At 61.4% G+C, this 26840-nt stretch carries 27 protein-coding genes; 15 read left to right on the top strand and 12 right to left on the bottom strand.

Translation table 11 applies throughout. The features are described from left to right. Positions 1–155: 155 nt before the first annotated feature. Positions 156–1652 carry a lipopolysaccharide biosynthesis protein gene (locus tag BUA38_RS06705; RefSeq protein WP_072817241.1) on the bottom strand — a complete coding sequence of 499 codons (1497 nt, stop codon included), beginning with the start codon at positions 1650–1652 and terminating at the stop codon, positions 156–158. Next, positions 1649–2584 carry a DUF6492 family protein gene (locus BUA38_RS06700; protein WP_072825898.1) on the bottom strand — a complete coding sequence of 312 codons (936 nt, stop codon included), beginning with the start codon at positions 2582–2584 and terminating at the stop codon, positions 1649–1651. The genes BUA38_RS06705 and BUA38_RS06700 overlap by 4 nt, the downstream gene beginning before the upstream one ends. A 238-nt stretch (positions 2585–2822) precedes the next feature. Here BUA38_RS06700 and BUA38_RS06695 point away from each other — a divergent pair, with 238 nt between their 5' ends. From BUA38_RS06695 to BUA38_RS06685, 3 genes are read left to right on the top strand one after another with little or no spacing between them, the layout of a single operon-like run. After that, entirely contained in the window at positions 2823–3920 is a 1098-nt protein-coding gene (locus BUA38_RS06695; protein ID WP_072817240.1) for an endo-1,4-beta-xylanase, read from the top strand. Positions 3921–3953: 33 nt separating this feature from the next. Then, the gene (locus tag BUA38_RS06690) at positions 3954–4976 is read left to right on the top strand and encodes a glycosyltransferase family 2 protein (protein ID WP_072817239.1); all 1023 of its coding nucleotides are present in this window, start codon (positions 3954–3956) and stop codon (positions 4974–4976) included. Then, positions 4973–6298: an O-antigen ligase family protein gene (locus BUA38_RS06685; protein WP_172805995.1), complete on the top strand. Its 1326-nt coding sequence runs from the start codon at positions 4973–4975 to the stop codon at positions 6296–6298. Before BUA38_RS06690 ends, BUA38_RS06685 begins: the two co-directional genes overlap by 4 nt. A 21-nt stretch (positions 6299–6319) precedes the next feature. Here the strand turns inward: BUA38_RS06685 and BUA38_RS06680 are convergent, their stop codons facing one another. After that, positions 6320–7411 (bottom strand): glycosyltransferase, encoded by a 1092-nt coding sequence (locus tag BUA38_RS06680; protein WP_156898416.1) that lies wholly within the window; start codon positions 7409–7411, stop codon positions 6320–6322. A 325-nt stretch (positions 7412–7736) separates the two neighbouring features. Between BUA38_RS06680 and BUA38_RS06675 the strand changes: the two genes are divergently transcribed. Together BUA38_RS06675 and BUA38_RS06670 are read left to right on the top strand one after the other, a co-directional pair. Beyond that, positions 7737–8894, top strand: coding sequence for a GNAT family N-acetyltransferase (locus BUA38_RS06675; RefSeq protein WP_072817238.1), 1158 nt, complete (start codon positions 7737–7739; stop codon positions 8892–8894). A 1-nt stretch (position 8895) separates the two neighbouring features. Then, on the top strand, positions 8896–10122 hold the full coding sequence (locus BUA38_RS06670) for an acyltransferase family protein (protein WP_172805994.1): 1227 nt from the start codon (positions 8896–8898) through the stop codon (positions 10120–10122). Positions 10123–10185: 63 nt separating this feature from the next. On the opposite strand, the gene wrbA is transcribed toward BUA38_RS06670, so the two are convergent. Further along, positions 10186–10785 carry an NAD(P)H:quinone oxidoreductase gene (gene wrbA, locus BUA38_RS06665; RefSeq protein ID WP_072817236.1) on the bottom strand — a complete coding sequence of 200 codons (600 nt, stop codon included), beginning with the start codon at positions 10783–10785 and terminating at the stop codon, positions 10186–10188. An 87-nt stretch (positions 10786–10872) separates the two neighbouring features. Beyond that, on the bottom strand, positions 10873–11571 hold the full coding sequence (locus BUA38_RS06660) for a pirin family protein (RefSeq protein WP_072817235.1): 699 nt from the start codon (positions 11569–11571) through the stop codon (positions 10873–10875). A 116-nt stretch (positions 11572–11687) separates the two neighbouring features. Here BUA38_RS06660 and BUA38_RS06655 point away from each other — a divergent pair, with 116 nt between their 5' ends. The 3 genes from BUA38_RS06655 to BUA38_RS06645 all read left to right on the top strand — a co-directional run bounded on the left by BUA38_RS06655 (position 11688) and on the right by BUA38_RS06645 (position 14152). Continuing rightward, the gene (locus BUA38_RS06655) at positions 11688–12614 is read left to right on the top strand and encodes a LysR family transcriptional regulator (protein ID WP_072817234.1); all 927 of its coding nucleotides are present in this window, start codon (positions 11688–11690) and stop codon (positions 12612–12614) included. Between the two features lie 109 nt (positions 12615–12723). After that, positions 12724–13713 carry a tripartite tricarboxylate transporter substrate binding protein gene (locus tag BUA38_RS06650; protein WP_072817233.1) on the top strand — a complete coding sequence of 330 codons (990 nt, stop codon included), beginning with the start codon at positions 12724–12726 and terminating at the stop codon, positions 13711–13713. A gap of 76 nt (positions 13714–13789) precedes the next feature. Beyond that, complete coding sequence (locus tag BUA38_RS06645; RefSeq protein ID WP_425304946.1) at positions 13790–14152, top strand: hypothetical protein; 363 nt, start codon at positions 13790–13792, stop codon at positions 14150–14152. A gap of 5 nt (positions 14153–14157) precedes the next feature. Here BUA38_RS06645 and BUA38_RS06640 read toward each other — a convergent pair whose 3' ends face one another. The 4 genes from BUA38_RS06640 to BUA38_RS06625 all read right to left on the bottom strand — a co-directional run bounded on the left by BUA38_RS06640 (position 14158) and on the right by BUA38_RS06625 (position 17409). Then, on the bottom strand, positions 14158–14613 hold the full coding sequence (locus BUA38_RS06640) for a YbaK/EbsC family protein (protein WP_072817232.1): 456 nt from the start codon (positions 14611–14613) through the stop codon (positions 14158–14160). Positions 14614–14784: 171 nt separating this feature from the next. Then, positions 14785–15525, bottom strand: a complete 741-nt coding sequence (locus tag BUA38_RS06635; RefSeq protein ID WP_072825894.1) for a haloacid dehalogenase type II — start codon at positions 15523–15525, stop codon at positions 14785–14787. A gap of 43 nt (positions 15526–15568) precedes the next feature. Beyond that, the gene (locus BUA38_RS06630; RefSeq protein ID WP_072817231.1) at positions 15569–17092 is read right to left on the bottom strand and encodes a solute symporter family protein; all 1524 of its coding nucleotides are present in this window, start codon (positions 17090–17092) and stop codon (positions 15569–15571) included. Next, entirely contained in the window at positions 17089–17409 is a 321-nt protein-coding gene (locus BUA38_RS06625) for a DUF485 domain-containing protein (protein WP_072817230.1), read from the bottom strand. The genes BUA38_RS06630 and BUA38_RS06625 overlap by 4 nt, the downstream gene beginning before the upstream one ends. Positions 17410–17572: 163 nt before the next feature. Here BUA38_RS06625 and BUA38_RS06620 point away from each other — a divergent pair, with 163 nt between their 5' ends. Then, positions 17573–18448 (top strand): LysR substrate-binding domain-containing protein, encoded by an 876-nt coding sequence (locus tag BUA38_RS06620; RefSeq protein WP_072825893.1) that lies wholly within the window; start codon positions 17573–17575, stop codon positions 18446–18448. A gap of 9 nt (positions 18449–18457) precedes the next feature. Here BUA38_RS06620 and BUA38_RS06615 read toward each other — a convergent pair whose 3' ends face one another. Continuing rightward, positions 18458–19342, bottom strand: coding sequence for an amidohydrolase family protein (locus tag BUA38_RS06615; RefSeq protein ID WP_072825892.1), 885 nt, complete (start codon positions 19340–19342; stop codon positions 18458–18460). 305 nt (positions 19343–19647) lie between these two features. Here BUA38_RS06615 and ykgO point away from each other — a divergent pair, with 305 nt between their 5' ends. Beyond that, positions 19648–19773: a type B 50S ribosomal protein L36 gene (gene ykgO / locus BUA38_RS06610; protein ID WP_002713372.1), complete on the top strand. Its 126-nt coding sequence runs from the start codon at positions 19648–19650 to the stop codon at positions 19771–19773. A gap of 148 nt (positions 19774–19921) precedes the next feature. Beyond that, positions 19922–20539, top strand: coding sequence for a tetratricopeptide repeat protein (locus BUA38_RS06605; RefSeq protein ID WP_072817229.1), 618 nt, complete (start codon positions 19922–19924; stop codon positions 20537–20539). Positions 20540–20567: 28 nt separating this feature from the next. On the opposite strand, the gene BUA38_RS06600 is transcribed toward BUA38_RS06605, so the two are convergent. Beyond that, the gene (locus BUA38_RS06600; protein WP_072817228.1) at positions 20568–20750 is read right to left on the bottom strand and encodes a hypothetical protein; all 183 of its coding nucleotides are present in this window, start codon (positions 20748–20750) and stop codon (positions 20568–20570) included. Between the two features lie 293 nt (positions 20751–21043). On the opposite strand from BUA38_RS06600, the gene BUA38_RS06595 reads away from it, so the two are divergent. Beyond that, entirely contained in the window at positions 21044–22006 is a 963-nt protein-coding gene (locus BUA38_RS06595; protein ID WP_072817227.1) for an alpha/beta fold hydrolase, read from the top strand. A gap of 80 nt (positions 22007–22086) precedes the next feature. Here the strand turns inward: BUA38_RS06595 and cycA are convergent, their stop codons facing one another. Next, entirely contained in the window at positions 22087–22479 is a 393-nt protein-coding gene (gene cycA, locus BUA38_RS06590; RefSeq protein ID WP_072817226.1) for a cytochrome c-550 CycA, read from the bottom strand. Positions 22480–22736: 257 nt separating this feature from the next. Here cycA and BUA38_RS06585 point away from each other — a divergent pair, with 257 nt between their 5' ends. From BUA38_RS06585 to glcF, 3 genes are read left to right on the top strand one after another with little or no spacing between them, the layout of a single operon-like run. Further along, positions 22737–24230, top strand: a complete 1494-nt coding sequence (locus tag BUA38_RS06585; protein ID WP_072817225.1) for an FAD-linked oxidase C-terminal domain-containing protein — start codon at positions 22737–22739, stop codon at positions 24228–24230. Between the two features lie 11 nt (positions 24231–24241). After that, positions 24242–25474, top strand: coding sequence for an FAD-binding protein (locus BUA38_RS06580; protein WP_072825891.1), 1233 nt, complete (start codon positions 24242–24244; stop codon positions 25472–25474). Continuing rightward, entirely contained in the window at positions 25471–26829 is a 1359-nt protein-coding gene (gene glcF, locus BUA38_RS06575; protein WP_072817224.1) for a glycolate oxidase subunit GlcF, read from the top strand. Before BUA38_RS06580 ends, glcF begins: the two co-directional genes overlap by 4 nt. The last annotated feature ends 11 nt before the right edge of the window (positions 26830–26840 follow it).

Genomic DNA, 26840 nt, shown 5'->3' with positions numbered 1-26840 from the left:
TCACGTCGGGCAAGGAACGAACGCAACAGCAAAAATTAACCATACTCTTTGATGGACTATTCACCGAATTAGCAAAGAAACCGTTTAAGTCATAGCGGTGCACGCGGCTCTGATCGCCGACGACGGCGCGCCATGACGCAAAGGTTAATCGATCGTTACTCTTCGACATGACGCCGCACACCTGTTGCGATTGATCGCTTCCATTGGCGCGCCGATCGAGCGGCAATGTTTGCAAACCTCTGGCGGGAAAATGCGAAGGCGGCCCGCAAACGTCTGCGCGCGTGGCAGATGTCGAGCAGCCAGCACAAAGCCAGGTAACTCGTCATTCCCGTTGCCACCAGAACGACACACGCGACGAAATCGGAGACGTGAAGGATTCTGTCGGTCGCGACGACTACGGATGCCATGAGCAGGCCGGCGATCATGGTCAGCGTCAGCCGGCCGATCGGCATGGGAACGGGAAAGGCCCGCCTCGAAAGCGCAAGCGCCACGAAAAATCCGAAGGCATCAGCGCAAAGTCTGGCCCATGCCGCACCAAGAGGACCGTAGTCACTCACGAAAACATAAGACAACGCCACGTTGGCCGCGATGATCGCGCCGATGTTGATCAGATAGAAGCTGTTTCGCCCCGACAGCAGGAAACTTGAGTGAAGGTACTGCTGCGTCAAAATCTGGAAGACCACCGCGACCGCCAGGATCGGCATCGTTTGCGCGGCAACTTCCCGGAAATCGGCGCCGAAGACGACGTTGGCAATATGCGGGGAGATCGCAGCGAAGCCGAGGCAGGCCGGCAACGTAGCGCCGAAAAGCAGCTCGACGCATTCGGCCAGATGCGATCGCACAGCGGCGCGGCCTCGGCTTGCATGGATCTGCACAGCCATCGGAATGAAAGCGGCGGCGGCGCTCATCGCGGGCAGCATCAGCGTCTGGCGGACTAGATCGAGGCCGGCGATATACCTGCCGGTATCCGCAGACCCGATCAGGTTTGCGATCATGAACCGGTCGGTCACGCTCGAGATCGCAAGCAAAGTGAGCGACAGTGTGAGTGGCAAGCCCTGGAGCGCGACGGATCGAATGGGCGTTTCGAATTTGCTCTTAGTTCCGCGCCAAGTGGTTGACCATTGCACAATCACCGCAACAACGCAGGCGAGCGCCGCGGAGCTTAGCAGGAACGATCCTTCGGGAGCGACGAAGGCGACCGTCACGCCGAGGCAGAGCGACGACGTCGCGCGAGCCAATGTTCCCTTCAGCGCCGTGAGCGCACGAAGCCGCGCACGGGCAAGATCCTGGGTGAGTTCGAACAGGCCGACGGCAATGGCCAGCGATACGGCGGCGAGGGCAGGCGCCGCATCAAGCCCGACGAGGCGTCCCAATCCGTACGCGGCCGGCGCAGTGAGGCAGCACAAGAGGTAACCGTGAAGAACGACGCCGCGAATGTCGGCGCCGTTGTCCCGCGCGTGCTCGCTCAAGATCAAATTGCGGAACCAGCCGGCCAGGAAAGTGCTGACCACGGAAGCAAACCCGACCCCGAGAAGATAGACGCCGTATTCGTGTGGCGCGAACAGCCGCGTGAAAATGAAGACGCCCAGCAGTCCAAGGCCCGCCGAGAGGGCGTTTGCGGTCAGGTTGATGCTCGCCAGGCCGATCATCATCGCGCGCCAAGTCCCGCGGGTTCCCGCAGTTGGATGGGCATTCTGGTCTGACCTCGCTGGTCGTCGATGACCTCGCGGATGGTGGCGGGCGAGGTTTCCGAGAACGACGCAGCGGAAAAGGCGAAATCGTTCGCGGTCGCCGCGCCGAGTAGGCGAGTGAGCGCGGCTTTATCGAGTTTGAACTGATCCCAATAGCTGATGCAGCCGGTGCTCAGGGTTGGCTCGTGCATGGCGCGCAACGGCGCCTCGCTCTGCACGAAATAGCCATACAGCAGATATTCGGAAAACTCCCGGGTGCGGCAGAGCGCCTCAATCCAGCCAAGACCCGTCGTGCTTTCGATTTTCCGGATCATGCCGCGGATGGCCAGTTGATCCCAAAATATGATGTGGCCGATGAAGTCTGTCGCTGGAAGGGAAGGCGTCGGTAGACCAAGCATACGATGCGTGGTCTCGATCCAGCGCGCGTGCTTGACATGCCCCGGCGTGATGCCGTTCGGCACCCTGTGCAACGGCAGCAGTTCCGGAAATCGATATGGCGCCAGGTCGAAATCCCGGAAAAGCACAACGTCCGAATCGAATATGCAAAAGCGCGAATGGGCCAGTGTCGCCGCCGCCGCAATCTTGAGAATCTGTTGAATATGCCAGCCGCTCACGGGCCTGGCGCGAAGCGACCACCAATGCTGACGACGCTGGCGACGGATGATAGAGGGCAGGGGGCGCAGCCACCCTGGCAGGAATTGGCTTGCGGACAGCACCGTTCGCTGCGGACCTTCGAAGTGGGAGAACAGCGCGAGGTCGGAATCGGGTACGAGCAGATAATGCTTCGAAAACGACCGGGCATGGCGGTCGACACTTTCGCAAAGCAACGCGCAGAGCGACAGGTCGCGCGCATAGGTCGGCGTTAACAGCGCGACACTGCTTTGCTCCGGCATCTGTTCGAAGGCGTTAGAATTCATGGTTTCCTGCAGACAATTCTATGGCAGGGCCAAGAGAGCAAGATCAATGCCGGGATGCGCGCTTTTGCTCGGGTGTGTCGAAGGTAGTTAATCGCGGACGTTAACTACATCGTCGACAGGCACGCTCCTGATCACTTCCGTTGGACCGGATTTTGCTGCTCAGTGGCGCGATGGCTCAAGCGGCCAACTTGCTCATGCCTCCTGATGGGAAACCATGACGACACTGCTGCCGTCCCGGCGCAAATTTCTGGCTCAGACGACCGGCAGCCTCGCTCTCGGTCTCTCGGGCCTTTCCGCGTTTGCGGCAGAACCGCCGCATCTTTCGCGCGCGGCTGGGGCAGCGCCGATTCCATACGGAGCTGCGGTGCGTGCCGGTGCACTGGCTTCTGATCCGACTTATCGCGCCGCTGTCGCCGCAATGTGCGAGATCATCGTCCCGGAAGGGGAAATGAAGTGGTCGGACATTCACCCCAAGCGGGGCGAGTACCGGTTTGAGAACGCCGACGCGTTGGTCGATTTTGCGAGGCAGAACCGTATCGAGATTCGCGGCCACACGCTCGCCTGGTACGGCGCGCTGCCGGCATGGACCTCGGAGTTTGCCAACGGCGCTGAAGCCGAACGGGAGCTGGTCGACCATATTGAGACAGTTGTGTCCCGATACCGGGGCACCGTCCCGTCGTGGGACGTGGTGAACGAACCGCTCGCGGATTGGCCGCAGGACCGGTTTTCACTACGGCCTTCGATTTGGATGAACCGGCTGGGCCCGGAATACCTGCCGATTGCGTTCAAGGCCACCGCCTCGGCTGATCCGGATGCGAAACTCGTGCTTAACGAATATGACGTTGAATACCATGGTGCGCGCTTCGAGGCGCGGCGCAAGGCGCTGATTCAATTGCTGCGCTGGCTGCGAGACCGCGACGTGCCGCTGCACGCAGTTGGCCTGCAAGCGCATCTGTTTGCCGGCCGGACCATCGATCGCGACGGTTTGCAAGCGCTTCTGGCGGAGATTGTCGCCCTCAAGCTCGACGTCCTGATCACGGAGCTCGATGTGGTCGACAAAGATCTGCCTGGAAAAATCGGGGAGCGCGATGCTCTTGTCGCCGCAATGGCTGCCCAATTCCTTGACGCGTGTTGCGAGGTCGTCCGGCCAAAGGCGATCCTGACGTGGGGCCTGACCGATCGATACACCTGGGTACCAACCTTCTTTAAGCGCGCCGATGGTATGCCGAACCGGCCGCTACCACTTGACGCCGAGTTTAAGCCAAAGCCTTTGTTCGACGTGATTGAAGAATATCGCCGAAAATTTGCTTAAGCCGCGCGGTGACGCGCCTTCCTGGATTGTATCATGAGTTTTGTTGAGACCATGCCAGAGGATAATCACCTCTCCCGAGATCCTTCGCGCGCGATCGTGATGATGTCGCCCGCGCTCGATCCGACGATCGGGATCGTGGTTTGCGTCCCCTGCTTTCGTCGTCCGGATCATTTGCGAAAGACACTTCAGTCACTGGTCGATCAGCGCACGAACCGCCGCTTTGCCGTCGTGATGGTTGAAAACGACGCGTCGGCCTGCGGCAGCGTGCCGGTTGCCAACGAATTCCTTCGGAGTGGAAAGTTGACCGGCCTTTGCGTGGTCGAGCCGCGGCAAGGCAACTGCCAGGCGATCAATGCGGCATTCGAAACCGCGCGATCCATTTTTCCCGACGCGACCGACTTTCTGATGATCGACGACGACGAGGTCGCATCACCGGATTGGCTGGAGCGGATGGTACAAGCCGCGATGGTGACCGACGCCGATATTGTCGGCGGGCCGGTGCTGCAGCTTTTCAATGACGACGCGAAGCGCGGATTGCAGCGTCATCCCGCATTTCGTCCGGCCTATGACACCAGCGGTCCCGTGCCGATCATCTATGGCTGCGGAAACTGTCTGATCCGGCGGCGGGCCTTCGAAAGGCTTGGGTGTCCTGCCTTCGATCTGCGTTTCAACTTTCTCGGTGGCGGCGATGTCGATTTTTTCACCCGCTGCCGTCGCGCCGGAATGCAGTTTTACTGGGTTGCTGACGCAGTTATTGCCGAAACCGTTCCGGATGTCAGAACGCGGCTGTCGTGGATTGCGCTGCGTGGCCTTCGCATCGGTGCGATCAATTATCGCGTCCAGCGCAAGGTCGCCGAGACGCGGTGGTCGCGCATCAGACTTGCCGCCAAGGTGTTAGCGCTGTTGCCGCTATCGGTGATCCGTGCCGTTCGTCTGCTTTTCACCGAGTGGAGGCCGCTGATCGCCCTGCATCCGATGATTGTCGCTGCCGGCGGTCTGCTGGCGGCCATCGGAATCGAACTTCAACCCTATAAAGCATCGAAGATCACCGCTTGAGCCGTATCTTGAGCCAATTCGCCGTCACATCCGATTTCCGGGCCGTCGCCGATGGGCTGCGCGGCCAGCAAGTCATTGACCTCATGCGGGCGGGCGCCTTTATCGGCGCGCTGCTGCTGGCATGGATATCGATGCGCCCGTTCATCGACCTCAGCGACATGCTGCTCACCGACGTGCAGATGGGCAACGAAGTATGGACCTATGCGGCCTTTGGCGGCTTTGCCGTGCTGACGGTTGCACTCGCCATGCGCGACGGCGCACGAGGCTTTGCGACGCTACTCTCGGCAGCCTATCTCGCGCTCGGTGCCTGGATTGCCGTGATGGTGGTGATGTCGATCGAGCCCGGCACGTCAGCGCGCCGCCTGGTGCTGGCGCTTAGCGTCGCAGCAGTTGCCGCATCTTTGATGTTGCTGCCCAAAAGCCAGACCGAATTGAGGAACTGGCTCGCAGTTGCGATCCTGACGCTGCTGGCGGTTTGCTATCTCGGCATTCTGCTGGTTCCGAATCTTTCAATTCATCTGGCAACCGATCCACAAGAACCGGCGCTGGCCGGGGCCTGGCGCGGTGTGTTCGGGCACAAGAACATGGCCGCGGGCATGATGGCGATGCTGTTGTTCCTTGGCATTTACGTCATGCGTGCCGGTTCGTGGCTGGCCGGGGCGATCGCCGTCGGCTTGACACTTCTGTTCCTGATCAACACCGAGGGAAAAAGCGCGCTGGCACTGTGTCTCGGTGTACTGGTGTTGACGTCGCTCGCGGCGATGATCCGCTCGTTCTGGTTCCGCGCGGTGGTGTTGCTGATGCCGCTCGTGCTGCTCAACATGATCGGCATTGGCAGCGTGGTGAGCGAAACCCTGGCGGCGATCTCCAAGGCGTTGCCGTTGGACGCGAGCTTTACCGGCCGTACCGACATCTGGACGTTCGGATTGGAGGTGGCGCGGCTGAAGCTGTGGACTGGATATGGGTTCTCGGCGTTCTGGGGCAGCAGCGCTGTTCGAAATCTGCCGCAGGGCATGGAGTGGGCCGCTACCGCCGCCCACAGCCACAACGGATATCTTGATATTGCGCTTGCTTTGGGGCTTCCGGGTCTGGCGCTGCTGATCGCGGCATTTGTCGTCGGACCCTTGCGCGATTTTCAGGCCGCCGATGAAGGTTGCAACAACGGGCCGCTGGCGCAGGCGTTGCTCCAGGTCTGGCTGTTCGGACTATATCTCTCCTCGCTGGAAAGTTTCTTCTTCGACCGCGCCGATCCGATGTGGTTCACCATGCTGGTGGCCATGTTCGGGCTGCACTATCTGGCGCGGTTTCGCCTCGCCGAGTGACGCTACTGAACGCTGCACGTTCTAGAGCTGCGCCTTGATGGCATTCGCAGCGTCACGCCACCAATCCGCGAAATCAAACGGAGGATATGTCCTCGATTGCTTGAGCGAAGTGACGATGGCGTCCGCATAGACCGCATCGTCCGATCCGCGCGGCACCAGCACGATGGCGCCATGCTCGATCAATTCCTTGAAGCGCGCGTGATGATCGAATTCGTCCGCCTCGGCAGGGCCGGTCACGATCACCGGACGGCCGGTTTGCACGGCGGTTAGGATGCTGGCGCGGCGCGCTGTCAGCCCTTCTTCAAGCGGATAACAAAAGGCGTCGACCTCGCCAAACAGTCCGAATACCTCCGCGCTTGAATCAACATAGCCCGAGACGATGACATCTTCCGAAAGCTTCAGCTCGCTCACCCACGCCTGAAAATCTTCCTCGACATTATCCAAAGCCTTGATGAAGGAGCCGATATAGGCGGTGAGCGGATTGCGGCCGCGCTCCCTGAGAACGGCCGTGACATTGAGGAGCGTGTTGGGCTGCTTGCCGGGATAGATTGATCCGAAATGTCCGATCACCAGCCGGCCGTCCTGGCGCGCGGCCTCGAGCCGCTGGCGCAACGGGGAGTCGGCCGTTTGCGAGGGAGCCTCGATATTGGGCGGCAGCGGCGCCAGCACGCATTTCGCCGCGGTCCAGCCAACGACCGGGTCACGCGCGAGCTCGCGGCGCACCTGCGGCGAGAACATCACGATCGTATCGGCGAGCAGCAGAGCCGGGAGGTAGGTGAGGCGGCGCAGCCAGTGCAGGCTCGCCCATTCGTGCTGAACGAGCACGACGCGGCGTCCGCGCATCCGGGCGAACGCGAGCGCGACGAGTGGCCTCAGGATGACGCGCTTCCACGCCACAATCGGGAAATTGCAAACCACTGATCGCACCGAGCCGGCCGCGCGCCAGATCTCGGCGACCGAACCTTCGGATCGCGTCAAGGTTAACGCAGCACTGCTGCCCGGATCGAGCTTCTCGATGGCCTGATATAACAGTCGCGTGAATTGGCCGACCCCGCACTGCATCTGCGGCCCTGCGCCGAGAAACAGCGCCTCGTATTTTGTCTCTGCGGTCATGCTGCTTGCGGGATTGTGTTAAGGATTTCGAAAAAGAGGCGCGTCCTGTTCTTCTTGCGCGGTTCCATCGGCTTCGACGTTAGCCATATATCCCTGTGATTGTCTTACTATCAGCTCCCGCGATTGCCTTAAGCCCCGTTTTTGCGGGATAAACAGCGAAAGATCGGGCGTTCGCTCCACATCGCTATAACGAAGAGACCCAACCGGGCCGTGTGCAAAATTGGCGGCAATCAGCGGCGAGCTTGAAAAGACCTCCAAACCGCGATGGCGGCCTCTTGCTGTCGAATCTTCGCAGGAAGGGTCGGCCGAAGGAAGTCGGCGTACGATGACGGTTGTGGAAGCCGAACAAACCGTCGCGCGCGCCTCATCTCCGCCTGCGAGATTCAAGATCGATTTTGTAGATGACTGGAAACAGGCCGCTGCGTGCTGGTCTGCCGACGGCCAGGAAACCGCCTTCCAGCATCCGCTGTGGTTCGATGCCTGGTACAGCGCCTTCGCGAACGTATCGCCGCTCATTGCAATCGTGAGTGACGCCACGACCGGACGCAAGGTTGCGCTCGTGCCAATGATCCGCCACGTGCGCCGCGGCGTGCGTATCGTCGAATTCGCCGATCTGAACGTCACCGACTACAACGCGCCGCTGTTGCGGGCGGGCGTCGCATTCGACATCTCGGAAGCGCGTGCCATCGCAAAGGCGCTGGTTGCGGAGCTGCGCAAGGTGCCGGGCGGTGCCGATCTTGTTCGCATGCGAAAAATGCCCGGCAAGATCGCCGGCGTGATCAATCCGCTCGCCTTGCTCGGTCGCGAGGGTTCGAGCTCTCTCAACGGCAACATCATCGAAACCGGAGACGACTTCGAAGTCTATCGTACCTCGATCAAGCGAATCCAGATGCCCCGATACTGGCGCGTCTTCAACCGCAATCCCGGTGCGGCGTTTCGCATGATCGAATCGGTCGATGCGGCCTTGAAGACCGTCGACGTGATGGATGCGCAGCAACGCGCGCGCATGCAGAAGCTCGGTCTGAAATTCGTCCTCAATGATGGTGTTCACGGCGGCTTTTATCGCGATCTCGTCAGGCGCGGGCTGCCGAAGGGTTATGTGGTCGTCTCAGAGCTGACTTGCGATGAGGGCGTCGTCGCGACCATGCTGGGCGTCAGGCACGGCGACTATTTCGCCGTCCTGAGGATCAGCAACGCCGGTGCGCGCTGGTCGCACTGTTCACCGAGCAAGCTCGTCGTCGAGCGCACCATGGCGGCACTTCACGAAATGGGCGTACGTCGCTTCGATCTCAGCGTCGGCAATTACGCCTTCAAGCGGCGCTTCGGCGCTACCCAAATTCCGCTGACTGACGCGAGCATCGCGCTCGGCTGGCGCGGCGTCCCTTACGTTTTGCGCGATCATACCGCGCAAGGGTTGCGGCGCTATCCGTGGCTTTCGCACCTGGTGGAGCGTGTGCTGGGCAGGCCGTCACATGAAGAATGAGATGGCTTCGTCTCCCGGAGCGACGAAAGCACATTTTCGCGTGCTTGACGGCTGGCGTGGCGTTGCCGCGCTGCTCGTCGCATTGTTTCATCTCAATCTCTACAGCGCCATCTATCCGCTCGACTTCGTTCGCAATGGCTATCTCTTTGTCGACTTCTTCTTCGTACTGAGCGGCTTTGTCATTACCTACAGCTATGCCGACCGGCTGAAGACGCTCGACGATTGGGGTGTGTTTGCCATCCGCCGGTTCGGCCGCCTCTGGCCGCTTCACGTGGTGGTGTTGCTGGCGTTTGTGGCGGCCGAAAGCGCCAAGGCGGTGCTCGCATCGCGCGGCGCATCTTTTTATCTGCCGCCGTTCACCGGCGCCAACTCGCTCGACACCCTTCCGATCAATCTGGTTTTCGGCCAGTCATTCGGCCTGATCCCGCATTTGACCTGGAATCCGCCGAGCTGGAGCATTTGCGCGGAGTTCTGGACCTATCTGGTATTCGCCGCGGTTCTCGTCGTCAGTTCGACCTGGCTGGCGCGATTTCGCTTCGCGGCCTTGGTCCTGGTCGTGCTCATCCTGGCGTTCAGCGTGTTGATCCTCATCCTGTTTTCGCAGCATGGCATGGATGCGAGCTACGACCTCGGGTTTGTTCGCTGCCTGTATGGCTTTCTGGTCGGCCACCTGACCTACCGGCTGTTCCAGGTCACGCCCAAAGCCATGCTTGATTCCAGATTTCCGGAATTGGCGATGCTGATCCTCATCGTGGAATATCTGTCAACGGCCGGGCGCGGCGGCACTTCGTTTTTCGCGCCGCTGGTATTTTCGGCCGTGGTCTTCGTGTTTGCGTTCGAGGCCGGACCGGTTTCGCGTCTGATGTCGAACCGGGGCAACGACTGGCTCGGCAAGGTTTCGTATTCGATCTACATGTGGCAGGCGTTCATCATCTTCAACTTCGTCGATCGGCCGGTTTCGATCGCGGAGAAGATCACAGGCCGGGTGCTGACGACGACGGAAGGCGTAAGCTCGGCGCTGGGAGGAGAAGCCGGCAAGCTGATCGTGCTCGGCGGTCAGGTCCTGCCGATTGTGGCCACGCTGCTCTTTCTTGTGTTTCTCGTCGCCGTCGCCAGCGCGAGCTATTATTTGATCGAGCGGCCGGGCCAGAAATTGTTCGCGCGCCTGGCGCAGTGGCGATGGCGCCAATCGCCCGCCAGCGCTCGCCCCGTTGGTCTCGCGCGGTAGAATTCGAGTGCTGACAAACTTGATGGGGCGGCGTTCCTCGTTGAAGGTGCCGCCCCATCGCGTTTAGCCGTGCAGCTTCTTCGCGGCCTCCGCGATGGCGCGGCCCTGATAGCGCGCACCTGCGAGCTCGTTCTCGGATGGCTGGCGGCTGCCGTCGCCGCCAGTGATCGTGGTGGCGCCATAGGGCGCGCCGCCCGTCACTTCATCGAGCTTCATCTGGCCGGCAAAGCCGTAATTCATGCCGACGATGACCATGCCGAAATGCAGCAGGTTGGTGATGATCGAAAACAGCGTGGTCTCCTGGCCGCCATGCTGGGTCGCGCTCGAGGTGAAGGCGCCGCCGACCTTGCCGTGCAACGCGCCCTTGGCCCAGAGGCCGCCGGCCTGATCAAGAAAGTTCGCCATCTGAGATGCCATGCGGCCGAAGCGCGTGCCGGTGCCGACGACGATCGCGTCATAATTGGCGAGATCGTCGATTTTGGCGATCGGCGCCGCCTGATCGATCTTGTAGTAGGAGGCTTTCGCGACTTCCAACGGCACCAGTTCGGGAACACGCTTGATGTCGACAGTAGCGCCGACTTCGCGCGCGCCTTCGGCTACGGCGTTCGCCATCGCCTCGATATGGCCGTAGGCCGAATAATAAAGCACGAGAACTTTGGTCATGGGGATCTCCAGAGAGGTTCGGGGCGGGAGAGCATTGCCGGCCTTGTGCCGGCAATGCCTGGTTTGGGGTGAGAAGCGAAGGGGCTGTTACGCCGCGTCGACCAGCACCAGTTCGGAATCTTCCAGCGCGGTGATCTTGATCTGCGCTTCGTCGCTGATCGCGAGGCCGTCGCGGGCATTGACGTTGACGCCGTTGACTTCGACCTTGCCGACGGCGGGCACGAGATAGAGACGGCGCGCCTTGGTCGGGGTGTACTGCGCGCTTTCGCCTGCCTTCAATGTCGCAGCCAGTACGCGCGCATTGGCACGGATCGGCAGTGCGTCCTTGTCGTCCGCCTGTCCGCTCGCGATCGCAACGAACTGGCCGGATCGATCCGCTTTGGGAAACGGCTTGGCGCCCCAGGTCGGCGCGCCGCCCGATGTGGTCGGCTGGATCCAGATCTGGAAAATCTTGGTCGGCTTGGGCTCCAGATTGTATTCGGAGTGACGGATGCCGCTTCCCGCGCTCATCACCTGGACGTCGCCGGCTTCGGTACGGCCCTTGTTGCCGAGGCTGTCCTGATGCGTGATCGCACCTTCGCGCACATAGGTGATGATTTCCATGTTGGCGTGGGGATGCGCAGGAAAGCCGGTGTTGGGCGCGATCTCGTCGTCGTTCCAGACGCGAAGTGCACCGAAGCCCATATTGTCGGGATCGTAATGAGAGCCGAACGAAAAATGGTGTTTCGCCTTCAGCCAGCCGTGATCGGCGGCGCCCAGGCGGTTGAAAGGTCGAAGGTCAAGCATGAGGTACTCCATCAAGTTCTGAAAGTTCACATGGCCATCTGGATAAACCCCCTGCATTCATCTATAAATAGAAACAATTGAAACATATGGTTTCTGTTTTTAAACCTTGAGGGGCCATGGCCAAACTTCCGGATTTCGAGGGGCTGGCGATTTTCGCCAAAGTCGTCGAGTTACGTTCCTTTGCCGCGGCGGCCAGCGAGTTGGCGCTGTCGAAGGCCACGGTATCCAAGGCAGTTACCCGCCTCGAGGAGCGGCTCGGAGCGCGGCTGTTCAACCGCACTTCGCGCCGGCTTGCACTCACCGACGCCGGACAGAAACTCTCCGGACGCGCCCAGCGGCTGCTGGCCGACGGCGAGGCAGCGGAGAACGAGGCGCTGGCGCAGTCGATCGTGCCGCGCGGGCTCGTTCGCCTCGCGGTGCCGATGACCTTCGGGGTGAAGGCGGTGGCGCCGATCCTGCCGAAATTTCTCGAAGCCTATCCCGACGTTTCCATCGATCTCCACTTGAGCGATGCGACGGTCGATCTGATCGGCGAGGGCTTTGACGCCGCGCTGCGGATTGCGCGGCTGCCGGATTCCTCGCTGATCGCGCGGCGGCTATGTGCGATGCCGCGTCATACGGTGGCCGCCGCTTCCTATCTGAAACGCCATGGCCGGCCGACCCATCCGATGCACCTCGCGCAACACAAATGCTTCAGTTACGCCTACCTCTCGACCGCCGACGTCTGGCACTACAGCAATGCAGAAGGCGACGAGGTGAGCGTGCGCCCGGCGGGCCAGCTTCGTGTCAACAACGGCGAAGCGGTGTTGCCGTCTGTGATCGCAGGCCTGGGGATTGCCGATCTGCCGGATTTCATCGCCGGCGACGCCATCCGGTCGGGCGAGGTCGAAGTCATTCTGAAAGGCTGGTCACAGCCGGAAGGCGCGGTGCATCTGGTGATGCCGCCGGGCGGGCCGCGTCCCGCGCGCGTCGAGGCCTTGGGCGATTTTCTCGCCGAACATTTCGGCAGGGTGAAAAAACCAAAGTCATCGCGCCGCGCATAAGGGCAGGGGAGCGCTTTTGCGCTCCGTCCAACCTATTGCGCAGTTCACCCTCCGCCTCGGTTGGTGTAACCAGTCGAGCAGAAAAACAAGACTTGGGGGGAAACTGCCGATGAACCGACGTGAATTGCTGAAAGCGACCGCCGCGCTGCCGCTGTTGTCCGCCGCGCGGCCATCGTCCGCGATGGTGGCGATGGACTGGCCGACGCACACGATCTCGATGATCGTGCCGTTTCCGGCCGGCGGGCAGGCTGACCTGGCGGCGCGTCCCATCGCGCACGCACTCGAGCAGATCCTCGGCAAATCGGTGATCGTCGACAACCGCGCCGGCGGGGCGGGCGGTGCGATCGGCAACGCGGCGGCGGCGCGTGCCGAACCCGATGGCTATACCTTGCTGATGACGCTGTCGTCGCTTGCGGTGCTGCCCGAGGCCGATCGTCTTTTCGATCGCCCGGCGGTTTATGAAGTCTCGCAATTTGCGCCGGTGGCGCGCGTGCTGGCTGATCCGACCTTGCTCGCAATCCCGGCATCGGCGCCATGGAAGACGCTGGAAGAATTCGTGGCCGATGCCAGGAAGCGCCCCGGTGAAATCCGCTACGGCTCGTCCGGCCCTTACGGCACGCTGCATGTCGCGATGGAAATGTTCGCGGCTTCGGCCGGCATTAAACTGCAACATATTCCCTATCGCGGCGCGGCGCCTGCGCTGAATGCGATCCTGACCGGGACGGTGGATGCGGTCGCCTCGGCGCCGGGGACGCTGCGCCAGCTCGTCGATGACGGCAAGATGCGTGTGCTCGCCAACTGGGGCGCCGAGCGCATCGCGAGTTTCCCCGATCTGCCGACGTTCAAGGAACGCGGCTACCAGGACGTCGAGTTTTACATCTGGGCCGGCCTCTTTGCGCAGAAGGCGCTGCCGCAACCGATCATGACAAGGCTGCGCGAAGCGATGGCGCAAAGCGTGAAAAATCCCGAGGTGATCAAGACCTTCGAGACTGCGGGAAGTCCGGTCGCCTACATGGACGCGCCGGAATTTGCAAAATTCGTCGAGACCGACAGTGCTCGCCTCGTCGCGGCGGTCAAACGCATCGGCAGGGTGGAATAGGCGCCATTTTTCATGTTCGCTCACATTTTTTTGTTCGGCGCGAACCCGTCCTAGCCTCATTGATTTAGTTTGCTGGATGAACCGGTTCGCCGGGACGATGACTCACGTGCTGAAGAGGAAGGGGGCGATCATGCGAACGCACCGATTTTTCCAGATATTTGCTTTGGTCGGATTGGCGGCCACGGCTGCCGCCGGAACGACGGCCCTGGCTCAGGAACATCGCGGTACCATGGAGCAGCAGATGGCTTGCACTCCCGATGTGTTCCGCCTGTGCGGAGCCGCGATACCTGACGAGAACCGGATTGTGGCCTGTTTGCAAGCGAACACGCCACAGCTCAGCGCGCCATGCCGCGCCGTGTTCGAATCAAGCGACAGCGACAACGCTCCACCGCCGCAGGCTTCGCGGCAGCCGTCGGTCCGGCGTGGCTATCAATATTAACGCGCCTAGCACACATCGACCCACTCGGCGGCGACGAGCTCGGCCATGAGCGATGGTGCAATCCGCACCGCGCTGTTGATCGAACCTGCTGCGGGCACGACCTCGTCAAAGTCCTTCAGCGAAATGTCGCAATAGATAGGCAGCGGGGTCTTCAGTCCGAACGGACAGACGCCGCCCACTTCATGTCCGGTAATGTCGGCGACTTCATCGAGGCCGAGCATTTTCGGTTTGCCGCCGAAGCGCGCCTTGACCTTTTTATTGTCCATCCGCGAGGTGCCGCTGGCGACGATCAGGATCACCTGCTCGCCAACGCGAAGGCTCAAGGTCTTTGCGATCCGCGCGGGCTCGACGCCATAGGCTTCGGCGGCGAGTGCCACCGTCGCCGAGCTCTTGGATGATTCAATCACGGTGATTTCAGGCGCCCTCTCGGCGAAGAAGGCTCGGACGGACTCAAGACTCATTCAAGGCTCACGGGTGGCGGGCGACTAGAGCTCGATTTCGAATTTCGCAAACCCTCGCGGCGACCTCTGATGCGAACTTCGAAATCAAGGGAGCTCTAGCAACTTATGGTTCTTAGTGCGGCACTGAATTTGAAGTTCCTATAAAGAACTTGCCGCGGCATTGAAGGAACTTCAAGTTTGCCGCACTATGCCGGACAATTCTGACAGAGCGCGGATGCGGTGGTCGGGTGTTACACCAAGTTCGTCCATCTGCGTACGCAGCGCCTTGAACATCGTCAATGGCGGAACGACGTCGCTTTTGATGCAGGCTTCCGCCATCGCCTGCGGCGTCACCCGTTCGATCCATGCGACGTTCAGGCCAAAACTCTTGGCGCCGCAAGCATCCCACGGATTGGACGAAACGAAGAGCACCTCGTCCGGGCGTGCGCCGAGGATTTCCTCGATCAGCGTGTAGGCTTCCGGCGCCGGCTTGAAGACACGTTTTCGATCGACGCTGATGGTCGCATTCAGCACGCGATCCAATCCCGTGTTGTTCACCAGCGCGTTGAGCATGTCGCTGGAGCCGTTGGAGAGGATCGCGAGCTTTTTGCCCTTGAGAGAGGCCAGTGCCGCCGACGCATCCGGATAGAGATCGAGATGGAGATATTTCTCCATGATGCGATCGAATGCTGTTGCATCATAGCTCAGCCCGAGCACGCGCAGCGTATAAGCGAGCGAGTCGCGTGTGACGACGGAGAAATCTTCGTAACGGCGCATCAACGAGCGCAGCCAGGTGTATTCGAGCTGCTTGATGCGCCAGATCTGCGTGATGATGTCGCCGTAGCCGGGAAAGGCTTGTTCGGTCACGGCAGCGACCGATTGAATGTCATAGAGCGTGCCATAGGCATCAAAGACAACGGCATTGATTGTCACGGGAGTTTTCTCTTTCATCTGATCGGATGATTCCGGGCCTCTTCTACTTCGATGTGATGCCGGTATGAACCTGCAACAGGAAAGCGTCAAAGCGCTCCTCGTTTTTCATGTCACGGCCCCAGATCAGGGTGCCCAGCACAGCCCCTAAAAATCCCAGCGGCAGCGACACGATGGTCGGATTGACCAACGGCCAGAGCGCGTCAGCCCCGCGCATCGCCGGTCCGATCATCGCCAGCGCTACCGATGACACAAGCCCGACGGCCATGCCGCCGACGACCCCGCCGGTGTTGAAGCGGCGCCAGAACAACGACAGGATCAGGACCGGAAAGTTGGCGCTCGCGGCTACGCAAATGGCCAGGATAACCAGCACCGCGACGTTGACGCCTTGGGCGAGAATGCCAAGCACAATCGCCAGCACCCCGATCACCACTGCCGTCACGCGGGCGATCCACACTTCCCTCGTGCCTTCCACCTCGCCGTGCTTGACCCAGTTAACGTAGAAGTCGTGGGCGATCGCGCCGGACGTCGATAATGTCAGAGCCGATACGACCGCGAGGATGGTTGCAACCGCAACCGCAGCGACAAAGCCCAGCATGAGATCGCCGCCGAGAGTTCCCTTGCCGCCGCCAAGATATTGCGCCAGCAGCGGCAGTGCCAGATTGCCGCCTTTGTCCGCCGCGCGAATGGCGTCCTGTCCGACGAAGTCGGCCGCCGCGAGACCAAACAAGCTAGTGCCTGCGAAGAAGCTGCCGGCCAGAAACATGACCCAGACCACCGAGCGCCGCGCCGCCTTGGCATCGGGTACGGTATAAAAGCGGGTCATGACATGCGGCAGTCCTGCAAGCCCCAGCGTGTAACCCAGTCCGAGGGAAATCTGATCGAACGGATTCTTCAGGTAGTTGCCGGGCAGCAGATACTTGGCACTGTATTTTTGTTCCGCATCCGCGAACAGGGCGAGCGGATCAAAATGCACCTGCGCCAGGATCATCGCCATAATGATCGCGCCGGCTGAGAGCATCAAAACGGCTTTGACGATTTGGACCCAGGTCGTCGCCAGCATGCCGCCGAACGCGACATAGACTATCATGCTGACGCCAACGAAGACGACTGCCCAGTCGTAGGAGATGCCGGTCAAAAGGCGCACCAGCACGCCGGCACCTGCCATCTGCGGCATCAGATAGGCAAAGTTGACGACCACGGTGCCGGCGATTGCCGCCAACAGCGAGGCTCGCGTCTGCATGCGGCTGCGAATAATGTCACCGAGCGTGTATTTTCCGGTGTTGCGCATCGGCTCGGCGATCAGAAACAGCACGGTGCAGAACGCAACCAGGGGACCGAGCGCATAAAACGCGCCGTCCATACCATAGAGTGCAGTCAGTCCGGTGAATCCGAGAAAGGCAGCGGCGCTGCACCAATCGCCGGCCAGCGCAAAGCCGTTCTGCGCCGGGGTCAGGCGGCTGTCGGCTGCGTAGAAATCAGCCGTCGTCGAAGTGCGCTTCGCGGCCCAATAGGTGATGGCGAGTGTGATCAGCAGAATGACGACGAAGATACCGAGCGTGGGGCTCATCGCTTGGCCTCCGCGCGTGATGCTTGCGTCGCCGCGATTGCTGCCAGCACGTCGAACTTGCCGGCGGCAACATATCCGTAGGCGATCGCGAGTATCCAGGACAACAGATAGTTCAACGCGATCAGGAAAAAGCCGAGATTGACCGAACCGATCATCCTGGTTCCAACAAGATCCCGGGCGAAGCCTGCGAGAACCGTCAGGCCAATATAACTGGTCATGAACAGAATTGTCATCGGAACCAGGTATTTCAGTTTTTCGGCGATCAGTTGCCTGACCAAGCCGTGCGCTGCCTCCAGCGCCGCCTCGTCGCGAGCCATGTGCCTCCCCATGTTTTGATTATTTTCCGCTCTGCGGCGGATTGGTGGTCCGCGAAACGAGTCGCGAACATAGCCGACACTGCCTCTTTACCCGCAAGCCCTAAAGAGACAAAATGAATAATCGCGATGACCAGTATCGGTATTTGCGATTATGGAGCGCAAGATGAATTTCGATATCGATTGCCTGCGTTCGTTTCTGTTTGTCGCCGAGGCGATGAGCATCTCGCGCGCCGCTGAAAGTGTAGGCCGGTCGCAATCGACCGTCAGCCAACAGATTGCCAAGCTCGAAGCTCAGGTTGGCAGGGATCTTTTGACGCGACGCAAGGGCCGCGTGATCAACCTCACGTCGGAGGGCGGCAAGCTTGTGCAATATGCGCGGCGCATCCTTCAACTCAACGATGAGGCCTATGCCTCGATGTCCGACGACGTATTGACCGGCTCCGTACGACTTGGCGTGCCGCTCGACTTCTTCGGTCGCGACTTCACGACCTGGCTCGGGAGATTCAGGAACAGGCATCCGATGGTTGGCCTGGAGATCGAGGCCAACCAATCGGAAAATCTGATGAAACGAAGCGCGCGGGGCGAATTCGATCTTGCCTTTTTCAAGCAGCCGGCCGGTGCGAAGAGCGGCACCGTCGCCCTGCGCGAGCAACTGGTGTGGGTCAGCGGTCCGAACTATTCGCCTGACGCCACGAGCCCAATGCCGTTGATCCTTTTTCCCGAAGGGTGCGCCTATCGCCGTTGCGCGATTGCGGCGCTGAAGGACCACAAGCAGCCCTGGCATGTCAGCTTTGTCAGCCCGAGTTTCGAATGCCTGAAGTCGGCGGCCGTGGAGGGCATGGGCATCACGGTGCTGGCGCGCGCGCTCGTTACCGCGCCGTTGCGCGTAGTTCGCCACGGCGTGCGGCTGCCGCAGTTGCCCGCGGTGGAGCTGGCATATTCATTCGGCCGGCGCAGCAATTCTCGCGTTGTCGGCGAACTCGCCAACTATCTCATCGATAGCCTGACAAATGTGGGCGCGCCGCGTCCACCCCATTAGCCGCAACGCCTAGATGCCCAGCAGTTTTCGCGCGTTTTGCTTTAGCACTTTCGGCCTGATCTCGTCGCGGATATCGAGCTTGGCGAAGTCCGAAAGCCAGCGGTCCGGCGTGATTACCGGCCAATCGGAGCCGAACAGCATCTTGTCCTGCAAAATCGAGTTGATGTAGCGCACGAGAATCGGCGGGAAATATTTCGGCGACCAGCCGGAGAGATCGATATAGACGTTCGGCTTGTGGGTCGCGACCGACAGCGCCTCTTCCTGCCAGGGGAAGGACGGATGCGCGAGGATGACCTTGAGGTCGGGGAAATCCACCGCGACGTCGTCCATGTACATCGGGTTGGAATATTTCAGCCGCATGCCCATGCCGCCCGGCATGCCGCTGCCGACGCCGGTTTGGCCGGTGTGAAACAGCGCAATCGCCCCGCCGTCGCTGATCGCTTCATAGAGCGGATAGGCCATGCGGTCGTTGGGATAAAAGCCCTGCATGGTCGGATGGAATTTGAAACCTTTGACGCCGAACTCCGACATCAGCCGTTTCGCCTCGCGGACGCCGAGCTTGCCCTTGTGCGGATCGATGCTGGCAAACGGGATCAGCACGTCGGAATTTTCCGCGGCAACCTGAAGCATCTCGTCATTGTTGTAGCGGCGGAAGCCGGTCTCGCGCTCGGCATCGACCGGAAAGATCACGGCGGCGATTTTCTTGGCCCGGTAATAGGCGGCGGTCTCTTCAACGGTCGGCGGATGCTTGTTCGGCGATTTGAAATAGCTGGCCATTTGCGCCTGGAAGTCGTCGTAACCGTCATCGCCATGCAGGCCGCAGGGCTCCTCGGCATGGGTGTGGATATCGATCGCCACGGCGTCGTCGAGATTGGGCAGCTTTGGCTTTGGCATCTTTTCCTCCCCGCCGGCCCCGGGCTCCGGGCCAGTTCCGCAATTGGTTATATTATATAACCATTTTGCGGTCATGGGCGGCGGTAAAGGCGCTGGTTTGCGACCTTCCATGGCCCTTTTTTCCGGCTGAAGCGCGCTTGGATTGACATTTGGCCGCGGTTTGCCTTAGAAACCGCGCGTCCCGGGCGGCATCGCCGCCGGCGGGTAAAATCGTTTTTTCCATGGTTGGGGTCGCCCGGAGGTATTTTTCGGGTTGCCCGGATGATCGTGCCGCACACGGCCTTTCAAAGCATCAGGAATGTCCCATGAAGGTCCGTAACTCGCTGAAATCGCTGCGCGGTCGTAACCGCAACAACCGTCTGGTCCGCCGCAAGGGCCGGGTCTATGTGATCAACAAGGTTCAGCGCCGCTTCAAGGCGCGCCAGGGCTGATTCTGACGGCGGCTCTGACCTCACACCCGCTTGCAAAATTTGGTTCCCGAAACCGGCTTTGCAGCCGGTTTTGCCCGTTTTTCGTTCATCACAGGTCTTTGACGTTTGCCGCTTTGCAAGCGGGTTTTGCTGCGTCTAGACTTTGCCGATGGCCACCAGATTCCATCTAGCCATTCTCCTCGCCGCGATCATCAGCGCGGCGCCGACCGCCTCGTTCGCGCAAGACCCAAAACAGAAGAAGCTGCCGGACGCGCCGGCGAAACTCCCGAAGGTTTCGGCCGACAAGACGCGTGGGCTCGACTTCCTGTTTGGCGCGCTGAAGGCGGCCCCGGACGAAGCCAGCGCCAAGCACGTCGAGGGGCGGATATGGGCGATCTGGCTACAGACGCCGAGCGATACCGTTGCGCTTTTGATGACACGCGCCAAAACGGCGATGGAGGCGCAAAATTCCGACGTCGCGCTCAAGCTGCTTGATGCGGTCGTCAAGTTACGTCCCGACTATGTCGAAGGCTGGAACCGCCGCGCGACGCTCTATTACCTGAGGAACGACTACGCGCACTCGCTTGCGGATATCGAGCAGGTATTGGCGCGTGAGCCGCGCCATTTCGGGGCGCTCGCCGGGCTCGGCATGATCATGCAGGATCTTGGCGACGAGAAGCGCGCGCTGGATGCCTTCCGCAAAGCGCTCGCCGTCAATCCGCACCTCGACAAGGTGCCGGACCTGGTCAAGACCCTGACCGAAAAAGTCGAGGGTCGCGACATCTAGCTGCGCGGTATCCAGGGAAGAGCGGCAGCTAGTGCAGGACGCCGCGCCTTGCGCCAGCCGGTCCGCCATCCGCGACTGCGGCGTGAAGTTCGGCGAGCTCGGCCTCAAGCTGTTCATTGACCAGCAAAAGCGCCTTCAAAGCACCGCGAATATCGCCATTGCACCGTGCCACGATTTCATCGATCGCGGCCTCATGTGATCCGGAACTCATCGAAAAGCCTCCAAATATTCCCCGCATGACAACTGCGTTGGCATCCACGGGTTGCTGTGGATTATGTGGAAAGGCCGGATCCGCGAAATTCCCCAATGACGCGTAGCCGCCGGAAGCAAGAAGAAACGAAAAGTGCCGCGTTTGCTTATAGGAAGCCGGCGGTGACGGCTGTATGAAGAGGCGAGGGCCCCCTGTGGGGTGCGGTGGATAACTCGTCCGGCCATGATTGGCCGAAACCGCCCTCCTGCCTGGCGCGTAACTGCCGTGTGCCCATTCCGAACCGGATTTTCCCTATGCTGCCCGTGCTTTTCGCCGCCGCGCTCGTGATTTTGACGCTGGCGACACAAGCCGGCGTCGTCATTTTTCAGCACCGTTTCCCGGCGCACGGAAAGCCGGTCGAGGTGGCTGGCGCGACGCTGAATGTGCTCGATATCGGCCCAAAAGAGGTGTCAGGCCCGCCCATCGTCCTGGTTCATGGCGCAAGCTCGAATCTGGAGGCGATGCGCCGGCCGCTTGGCGACAGGCTTGCTGCGCGCCACCGCGTGATCCTGATCGACCGGCCCGGTCACGGCTGGAGTTCTGGCTCCGCTATGGACAACTCCACGCCGGCCGCGCAGGGGCGCTTGATCGAGGAAGCACTGAACAAGCTCGGCGTCGGTCCCGTAATCCTGGTGGTGCATTCGTGGGCCGGAGCGCTGGGCGCGCGGATGGCGATCGACTATCCCGAGCGTGTCGCAGGTCTCGTGATGCTGGCGCCCGTCACCCATCCCTGGGAGGGCGGCGTCGGCTGGTACAATGCACTGGTGGCAAAGCCCGTCATCGGCCCGCTGCTCGCTTACACGATCACGCTTCCGCTCGGGTATTTCCTCACGGAGCGCGGCGCGCGCGCGGTGTTTCTGCCGCAAGTGATGCCGGATGATTTCGTTGACGATACCGCGACGCCGCTGCTGCTGCGCCCGCGTGAGTTTCTCGCCAATGCCCGCGATCTGGTGCGACTGAAACAGGCGGTCAGGGACCAGGTAGCGCGCTATGGCGAAATTTCAGCGCCGACCGTCATAATCTCCGGCGATGTCGACAAGACCGTGTCGACGAACATTCATTCCCGGCCCTTTGCTGCCGCAGTGGCGAACGCCAGGCTGATCGTGCTGCCGGGCGTCGGTCACATGGTGCAAAACGCCGCCACCGATCTCGTGGTCCGTGAGATCGAATCCATCGGTACGATCGGATCTCCCAAGCCTGCGACGGCCTCGAATTGATACGAGAGCGTCACTTCAAAAGAAAATGGCCGGGACGAAGCCCGGCCACTGAGAAAGTACGAGATGTCTTTTGACGGCGCTTACTTGGTCTTGCCGTCCTTGTCGTAACCCGAGATGAAGGCCCAGAGGTCGTTGACCTCCTTCTCGTTCTTGATGCCGGCAAAGAACATCTTGGTGCCGGGCACCTTGGCCTTCGGGTCCTTGATGTATTCCTTGAAGTTGGCCTCGTTCCAGGTGATGCCGGAATTCTTGTTGGCCTCGGAGTAGTTGTAATCCGGCACAGTGCCGGCCTTGCGGCCGTCGAGGCCGTTGAGCTCCGGTCCAACCTTGTTCTTGGCGTCCTCGCCGATCGCGTGACAGGCCAGGCACTTGTTGAAGGAGCTCTTGCCGGCGGCGGCGTCCTGCGCCAGCGCGGCCGGTACGATTGCCGACGATGCAAGGACGATCACGGTGCTAAGTATCAATTTTTTCATTCTCGGCTCTTTTTGCTTGGGACGGGAGAACAGCTTGCTTGGGACGGGAGAACAGCCCGTTGTGGCATAGGGCGCGGGCGATGGACAAGGGCCGCGAGGGGTGGGTTTTTCAAGTTCGCACGCGGCTTCCACCCTATGAAAACGCGCCGTTCGGCGATTAGTGCCCTCGTTCTCGCGATCCAACCGGACGTGCTTGATTCCTCACGGGAAATCGGCAATGTCGGAATCGCTGAAGGGATCGCCGCGGAGAGCTCGCAATGACCATCATGATGCCCGCGCCGGATCAGGCGGTTTTGGCCCGCCGCAAGACAATCGTCGAGGCGCTGCGTGCCATCGTACCGGGTGAGGGCGTGATCGATACGCCCGCCGAAATGGCCCCTTACGAGTCCGACGGGCTGATGGCCTACCGCCAGCCGCCGATGGTGGTGGTGCTGCCCGACACCACCGAGCAGGTCTCGAAAGTGCTCAAATATTGCTTCGAGCAGGGCATCAAGGTGGTGCCGCGCGGTTCCGGCACGTCGCTGTCGGGCGGTTCGTTGCCGCTGGCGGATGCGGTGCTGCTGGGCTTGGGCAAGTTCAAGCGTATCCGCGAGATCGATTTCGACAACCGCGCAGTGGTCACCGAACCCGGCGTCACCAATCTCGCGATCAGCCAGGCGGTCGCGCATGCGGGCTTCTATTATGCGCCCGATCCGTCGTCCCAGATCGCTTGTTCGATCGGCGGCAACGTCGCGGAAAATTCCGGCGGCGTGCACTGCCTGAAATACGGCATGACCACCAACAACGTGCTCGGATGCGAGATCGTGCTGATATCGGGCGAGGTGCTTCGCATCGGCGGCAAGACCGCCGAGAATGCCGGCTACGACCTGATGGGAATTATCACGGGTTCGGAGGGGCTGCTCGGCGTCATCACCGAGATCACGGTGCGCATCCTGCAAAAGCCGGAGACGGCGCGCGCGCTGATGGTCGGCTTTTCCGAGGTCGAGGCGGCCGGCGAATGCGTGGCGCAGATCATCGGCTCCGGCATCATCCCCGGCGGCATGGAGATGATGGACAAGCCCGCGATCCACGCCGCCGAAGCCTTCGTTCACGCCGGCTATCCGCTCGATGTCGAGGCGCTGCTGATTATCGAGCTCGATGGTCCCGGCGTCGAGGTCGATGAATTGATCAAGCGGGTCGAGAAGATTTCGCAAGGCTGCGGCTCCACGGTCTGCCTGATCTCCAATTCGGAGGCCGAACGCAACCTGTTCTGGGCCGGCCGCAAGGCGGCGTTCCCCGCCGTGGGACGGATTTCGCCCGACTATCTGTGCATGGATGGCACCATCCCGCGCGGTGCGTTGCCGAAGGCGCTCGCCAGAATTCGCGAACTCTCGCAGAAGTATGGCCTGCGCTGCGCCAACGTGTTTCACGCCGGTGACGGCAATCTGCATCCGCTCATTCTCTACGACGCCAACCAGCCCGGAGAGATGGAGCGCGCCGAAGCGTTCGGCGCCGATATCCTGCGGGCCTGCGTCGAACTCGGCGGCGTGCTCACGGGCGAGCACGGCGTTGGTATCGAGAAGCGGGACCTGATGCCGGAAATGTTTTCCGAAATCGACCTCAATCAGCAGCAGCGGCTCAAATGCGCCTTCGACGCCCAGGGGCTGCTCAATCCGGGCAAGGTGTTTCCGACGCTGCATCGCTGCGCCGAACTTGGCCGCATGCATGTGCATGCGGGCAAGCTCGCTTTTCCCGACCTCCCGCGATTTTGAGCGTGGCCCGCGTGGATACCCTCAAGGTACGTGACGCCCAGGATGTCGAGCAGGTGGTGCGGGCCGCGATCGCCGGCGAACAGCCGCTTGAGATCGTCGGCCATGGCACCAAGCGGATGGTTGGTCAGCCGATGGCGACCAACGCGTTGCTCGATCTGTCGGCGCTTAACGCCGTGAAATCCTACGAGCCGAATGAACTGATCATCACGGTGGAGGCGGGCGCGCCGCTTGCCGACGTCAAATCGTTGATCGATTCAAAGAACCAGCGGTTTGCCTTCGAGCCGATGGACACGGCGCCATTGCTGAGCGCGCCTGGAACCGGAACGATCGGTGGCATGATCGCCGCGGGTCTTGCCGGGCCGCGCCGGATCCAGGCCGGCGCCGCGCGCGACCATCTGCTCGGCGCCCATGCCGTCTCGGGATTTGGCGACAGTTTCAAGGCCGGTGGGCGGGTCGTGAAGAACGTGACCGGCTACGACCTCTGCAAGCTGCTCGCGGGTTCCTGGGGCACGCTCGCGGTCGTCACCGAAGTGACGCTGAAGGTGATGCCGAGGCCGGAGAGCGAGCGCACGCTGGTGCTGCGCGGGCTCGACGATGCCACGGCCAATCAGGCAATGACCGCATCGCTCGGTTCCCCCTTCGATGTGTCGGGCGCGGCGCATCTGCCGAAATCGGCCTTGCGCGATGCGGCCGCAGCGCTTGGCAGCCTCAGGTCGCCCGGCCAGGCGCTGACGCTGGTACGCCTGGAGGGGATCACCGCCTCTGCCACGCATCGCGCGGCCTCGCTGGCCAGGCAGCTCGCGCGGTTCGGAACCACCGAGACGATCGAGGACGAGCGTTCGGCGGCGGTGTGGGAATGCGTTCGCGACGTGGAACCCTTTGCGGCCAAGGGGCCGCTCGGTGCGTGGCCGGTCTGGCGCATCGTCTGCCCGCCTGCCACGGGCGCGGCCTTGGGCGAACGCCTTGCCCGTGAAACCGGGGGCGACGTGCTCTACGACTGGGGCGGCGGCCTGATCTGGGCGGCGCTGCCGCCAAAACCGGATGCGCAGGCGGCGCTGGTGCGCCAGCACGCGAATGCGGCCGGCGGGCACGCGACGCTGCTGCGCGCGTCCGAACAGGTGAGGCGGCAGGTCGACGTGTTTCACCCCGCATCCGAGGGCGTCGCGGCGTTAGGTGAACGCGTGCGGCAAAGCTTCGACCCCAAGGGCATTCTCAATCGTGGCCGGATGAGGCGGGGAACATGAAGACCGAATTCAGCGCCGCGCAGCTGGCCGATCCCAACATAGCGGAAGCCGACACGATCCTGCGCAAGTGCGTGCATTGCGGGTTCTGCACCGCGACCTGTCCGACCTATGTCTTGCTCGGCGATGAACTCGATAGTCCGCGCGGCAGGATTTATCTCATCAAGGAGATGCTGGAAAAAGACCGTCCGCCGACCGCGGAGGTGGTCAAGCACATCGATCGTTGTCTCTCCTGCCTTTCCTGCATGACTACGTGCCCGTCGGGCGTGAACTACATGCATCTCGTCGATCAGGCGCGGGTAAGGATCGAGCGGGACTACAAGCGGCCGCTGCTCGAACGGTTGCTGCGCGCGGTGCTCGCACTCGTTTTGCCACGGCCGAAACTGTTTCGCGCCAGCATGATCTTGGCGCGCTTGGCGCGTCCTTTCGCGAGCCTCCTGCCGTCCGGCGGCGCATCGGCGACGCCGGGTTTGTTTAGGCGGATCAAGGCGATGCTGTCGCTGTCACCGCGCGGCCTGCCCGAGATGGGGCCCGTTGCCGGCAGCGTTTTTGAAGCCAAGGGCGAACGGCGCGGGCGGGTCGCTCTGCTGCAAGGGTGCGCGCAACAGGTGCTGGCGCCAAGGATCAATCAGGCTGCCATTAGCCTCTTGACCCGCCACGGCATCGAGGTCGTGCTGGTCAAGGACGAGCAATGCTGCGGCGCATTGACCCATCACATGGGGCGCGAGGATGCGGCGCTCGAATTCGCCCGCGCCAACACCGCGGCCTGGCTTGCCGAGGCCGATCGCGGCGGCCTCGACGCCATCCTGGTGACGGCCTCCGGCTGCGGCACCGTCATCAAGGACTACGGTTTCATGCTGCGTCAGGACCGCGATTTCGCCGCTCGCGCCGCGAAGGTTTCAGCACTGGCCAAGGACATTACCGAGTATGTCAGCGGCCTCGATCTTCCGCCCCCAATGCAGCGTCACGACGACATCGTCGTCGCTTATCACTCCGCCTGTTCGCTTCAGCACGGGCAGAAAATCACGCAACTGCCGAAAGAATTGCTTTCCAAGAACGGATTCGTGGTGAAAGATGTACCCGAGAGCCATTTGTGCTGCGGTTCGGCGGGGACCTACAACATTCTCCAGCCTGACATTGCGAACAAATTGCGCGATCGAAAGGTCGCCAATATTGCGATGGTCAAGCCGGACATGATCGCTGCGGGCAATATCGGGTGCATGGTGCAGATTGCCAGCGGTACGTCAGTTCCTGTGATGCACACGATTGAGCTTCTCGATTGGGCGACGGGCGGCCCGCAGCCGAAATCGAGCGGTCCCGACAGGCTTGTGCGCAACGACAGCCTGAACGCCCGATAGACACGGCTCAG

Origin of the sequence: Bradyrhizobium erythrophlei (assembly GCF_900142985.1) — a bacterium.
Classification (GTDB): Bacteria; Pseudomonadota; Alphaproteobacteria; order Rhizobiales; family Xanthobacteraceae; genus Bradyrhizobium; species Bradyrhizobium erythrophlei_B.
The sequence above is the reverse complement of the archived record's forward strand: the minus strand, read 5'-3'. Positions and strand labels throughout refer to the sequence as shown.

Bases quoted from the DNA above. Each gene is read 5' to 3' on its own strand.
- BUA38_RS06625 (WP_072817230.1), bottom strand. From the start codon at position 17,409: ATGGCTCGCGACGAGGCGGCGCTGGAGGCAGCGCACGGCTTGGTCAGG.
- BUA38_RS06615 (WP_072825892.1), bottom strand. From the start codon at position 19,342: ATGCCAAAGCCAAAGCTGCCCAATCTCGACGACGCCGTGGCGATCGAT.
- BUA38_RS06645 (WP_425304946.1), top strand. From the start codon at position 13,790: ATGAACCGGTTCGCCGGGACGATGACTCACGTGCTGAAGAGGAAGGGG.
- BUA38_RS06655 (WP_072817234.1), top strand. From the start codon at position 11,688: ATGGCCAAACTTCCGGATTTCGAGGGGCTGGCGATTTTCGCCAAAGTC.
- BUA38_RS06650 (WP_072817233.1), top strand. From the start codon at position 12,724: ATGAACCGACGTGAATTGCTGAAAGCGACCGCCGCGCTGCCGCTGTTG.
- wrbA (WP_072817236.1), bottom strand. From the start codon at position 10,785: ATGACCAAAGTTCTCGTGCTTTATTATTCGGCCTACGGCCATATCGAG.
- BUA38_RS06670 (WP_172805994.1), top strand. From the start codon at position 8,896: ATGGCTTCGTCTCCCGGAGCGACGAAAGCACATTTTCGCGTGCTTGAC.
- BUA38_RS06660 (WP_072817235.1), bottom strand. From the start codon at position 11,571: ATGCTTGACCTTCGACCTTTCAACCGCCTGGGCGCCGCCGATCACGGC.
- BUA38_RS06695 (WP_072817240.1), top strand. From the start codon at position 2,823: ATGACGACACTGCTGCCGTCCCGGCGCAAATTTCTGGCTCAGACGACC.
- BUA38_RS06640 (WP_072817232.1), bottom strand. From the start codon at position 14,613: ATGAGTCTTGAGTCCGTCCGAGCCTTCTTCGCCGAGAGGGCGCCTGAA.
- BUA38_RS06675 (WP_072817238.1), top strand. From the start codon at position 7,737: ATGACGGTTGTGGAAGCCGAACAAACCGTCGCGCGCGCCTCATCTCCG.
- glcF (WP_072817224.1), top strand. From the start codon at position 25,471: ATGAAGACCGAATTCAGCGCCGCGCAGCTGGCCGATCCCAACATAGCG.
- BUA38_RS06605 (WP_072817229.1), top strand. From the start codon at position 19,922: ATGGCCACCAGATTCCATCTAGCCATTCTCCTCGCCGCGATCATCAGC.
- BUA38_RS06595 (WP_072817227.1), top strand. From the start codon at position 21,044: ATGCTGCCCGTGCTTTTCGCCGCCGCGCTCGTGATTTTGACGCTGGCG.
- BUA38_RS06600 (WP_072817228.1), bottom strand. From the start codon at position 20,750: ATGAGTTCCGGATCACATGAGGCCGCGATCGATGAAATCGTGGCACGG.
- ykgO (WP_002713372.1), top strand. From the start codon at position 19,648: ATGAAGGTCCGTAACTCGCTGAAATCGCTGCGCGGTCGTAACCGCAAC.
- BUA38_RS06620 (WP_072825893.1), top strand. From the start codon at position 17,573: ATGAATTTCGATATCGATTGCCTGCGTTCGTTTCTGTTTGTCGCCGAG.
- BUA38_RS06690 (WP_072817239.1), top strand. From the start codon at position 3,954: ATGAGTTTTGTTGAGACCATGCCAGAGGATAATCACCTCTCCCGAGAT.
- BUA38_RS06705 (WP_072817241.1), bottom strand. From the start codon at position 1,652: ATGATGATCGGCCTGGCGAGCATCAACCTGACCGCAAACGCCCTCTCG.
- cycA (WP_072817226.1), bottom strand. From the start codon at position 22,479: ATGAAAAAATTGATACTTAGCACCGTGATCGTCCTTGCATCGTCGGCA.
- BUA38_RS06630 (WP_072817231.1), bottom strand. From the start codon at position 17,092: ATGAGCCCCACGCTCGGTATCTTCGTCGTCATTCTGCTGATCACACTC.
- BUA38_RS06700 (WP_072825898.1), bottom strand. From the start codon at position 2,584: ATGCCGGAGCAAAGCAGTGTCGCGCTGTTAACGCCGACCTATGCGCGC.
- BUA38_RS06585 (WP_072817225.1), top strand. From the start codon at position 22,737: ATGACCATCATGATGCCCGCGCCGGATCAGGCGGTTTTGGCCCGCCGC.
- BUA38_RS06680 (WP_156898416.1), bottom strand. From the start codon at position 7,411: ATGACCGCAGAGACAAAATACGAGGCGCTGTTTCTCGGCGCAGGGCCG.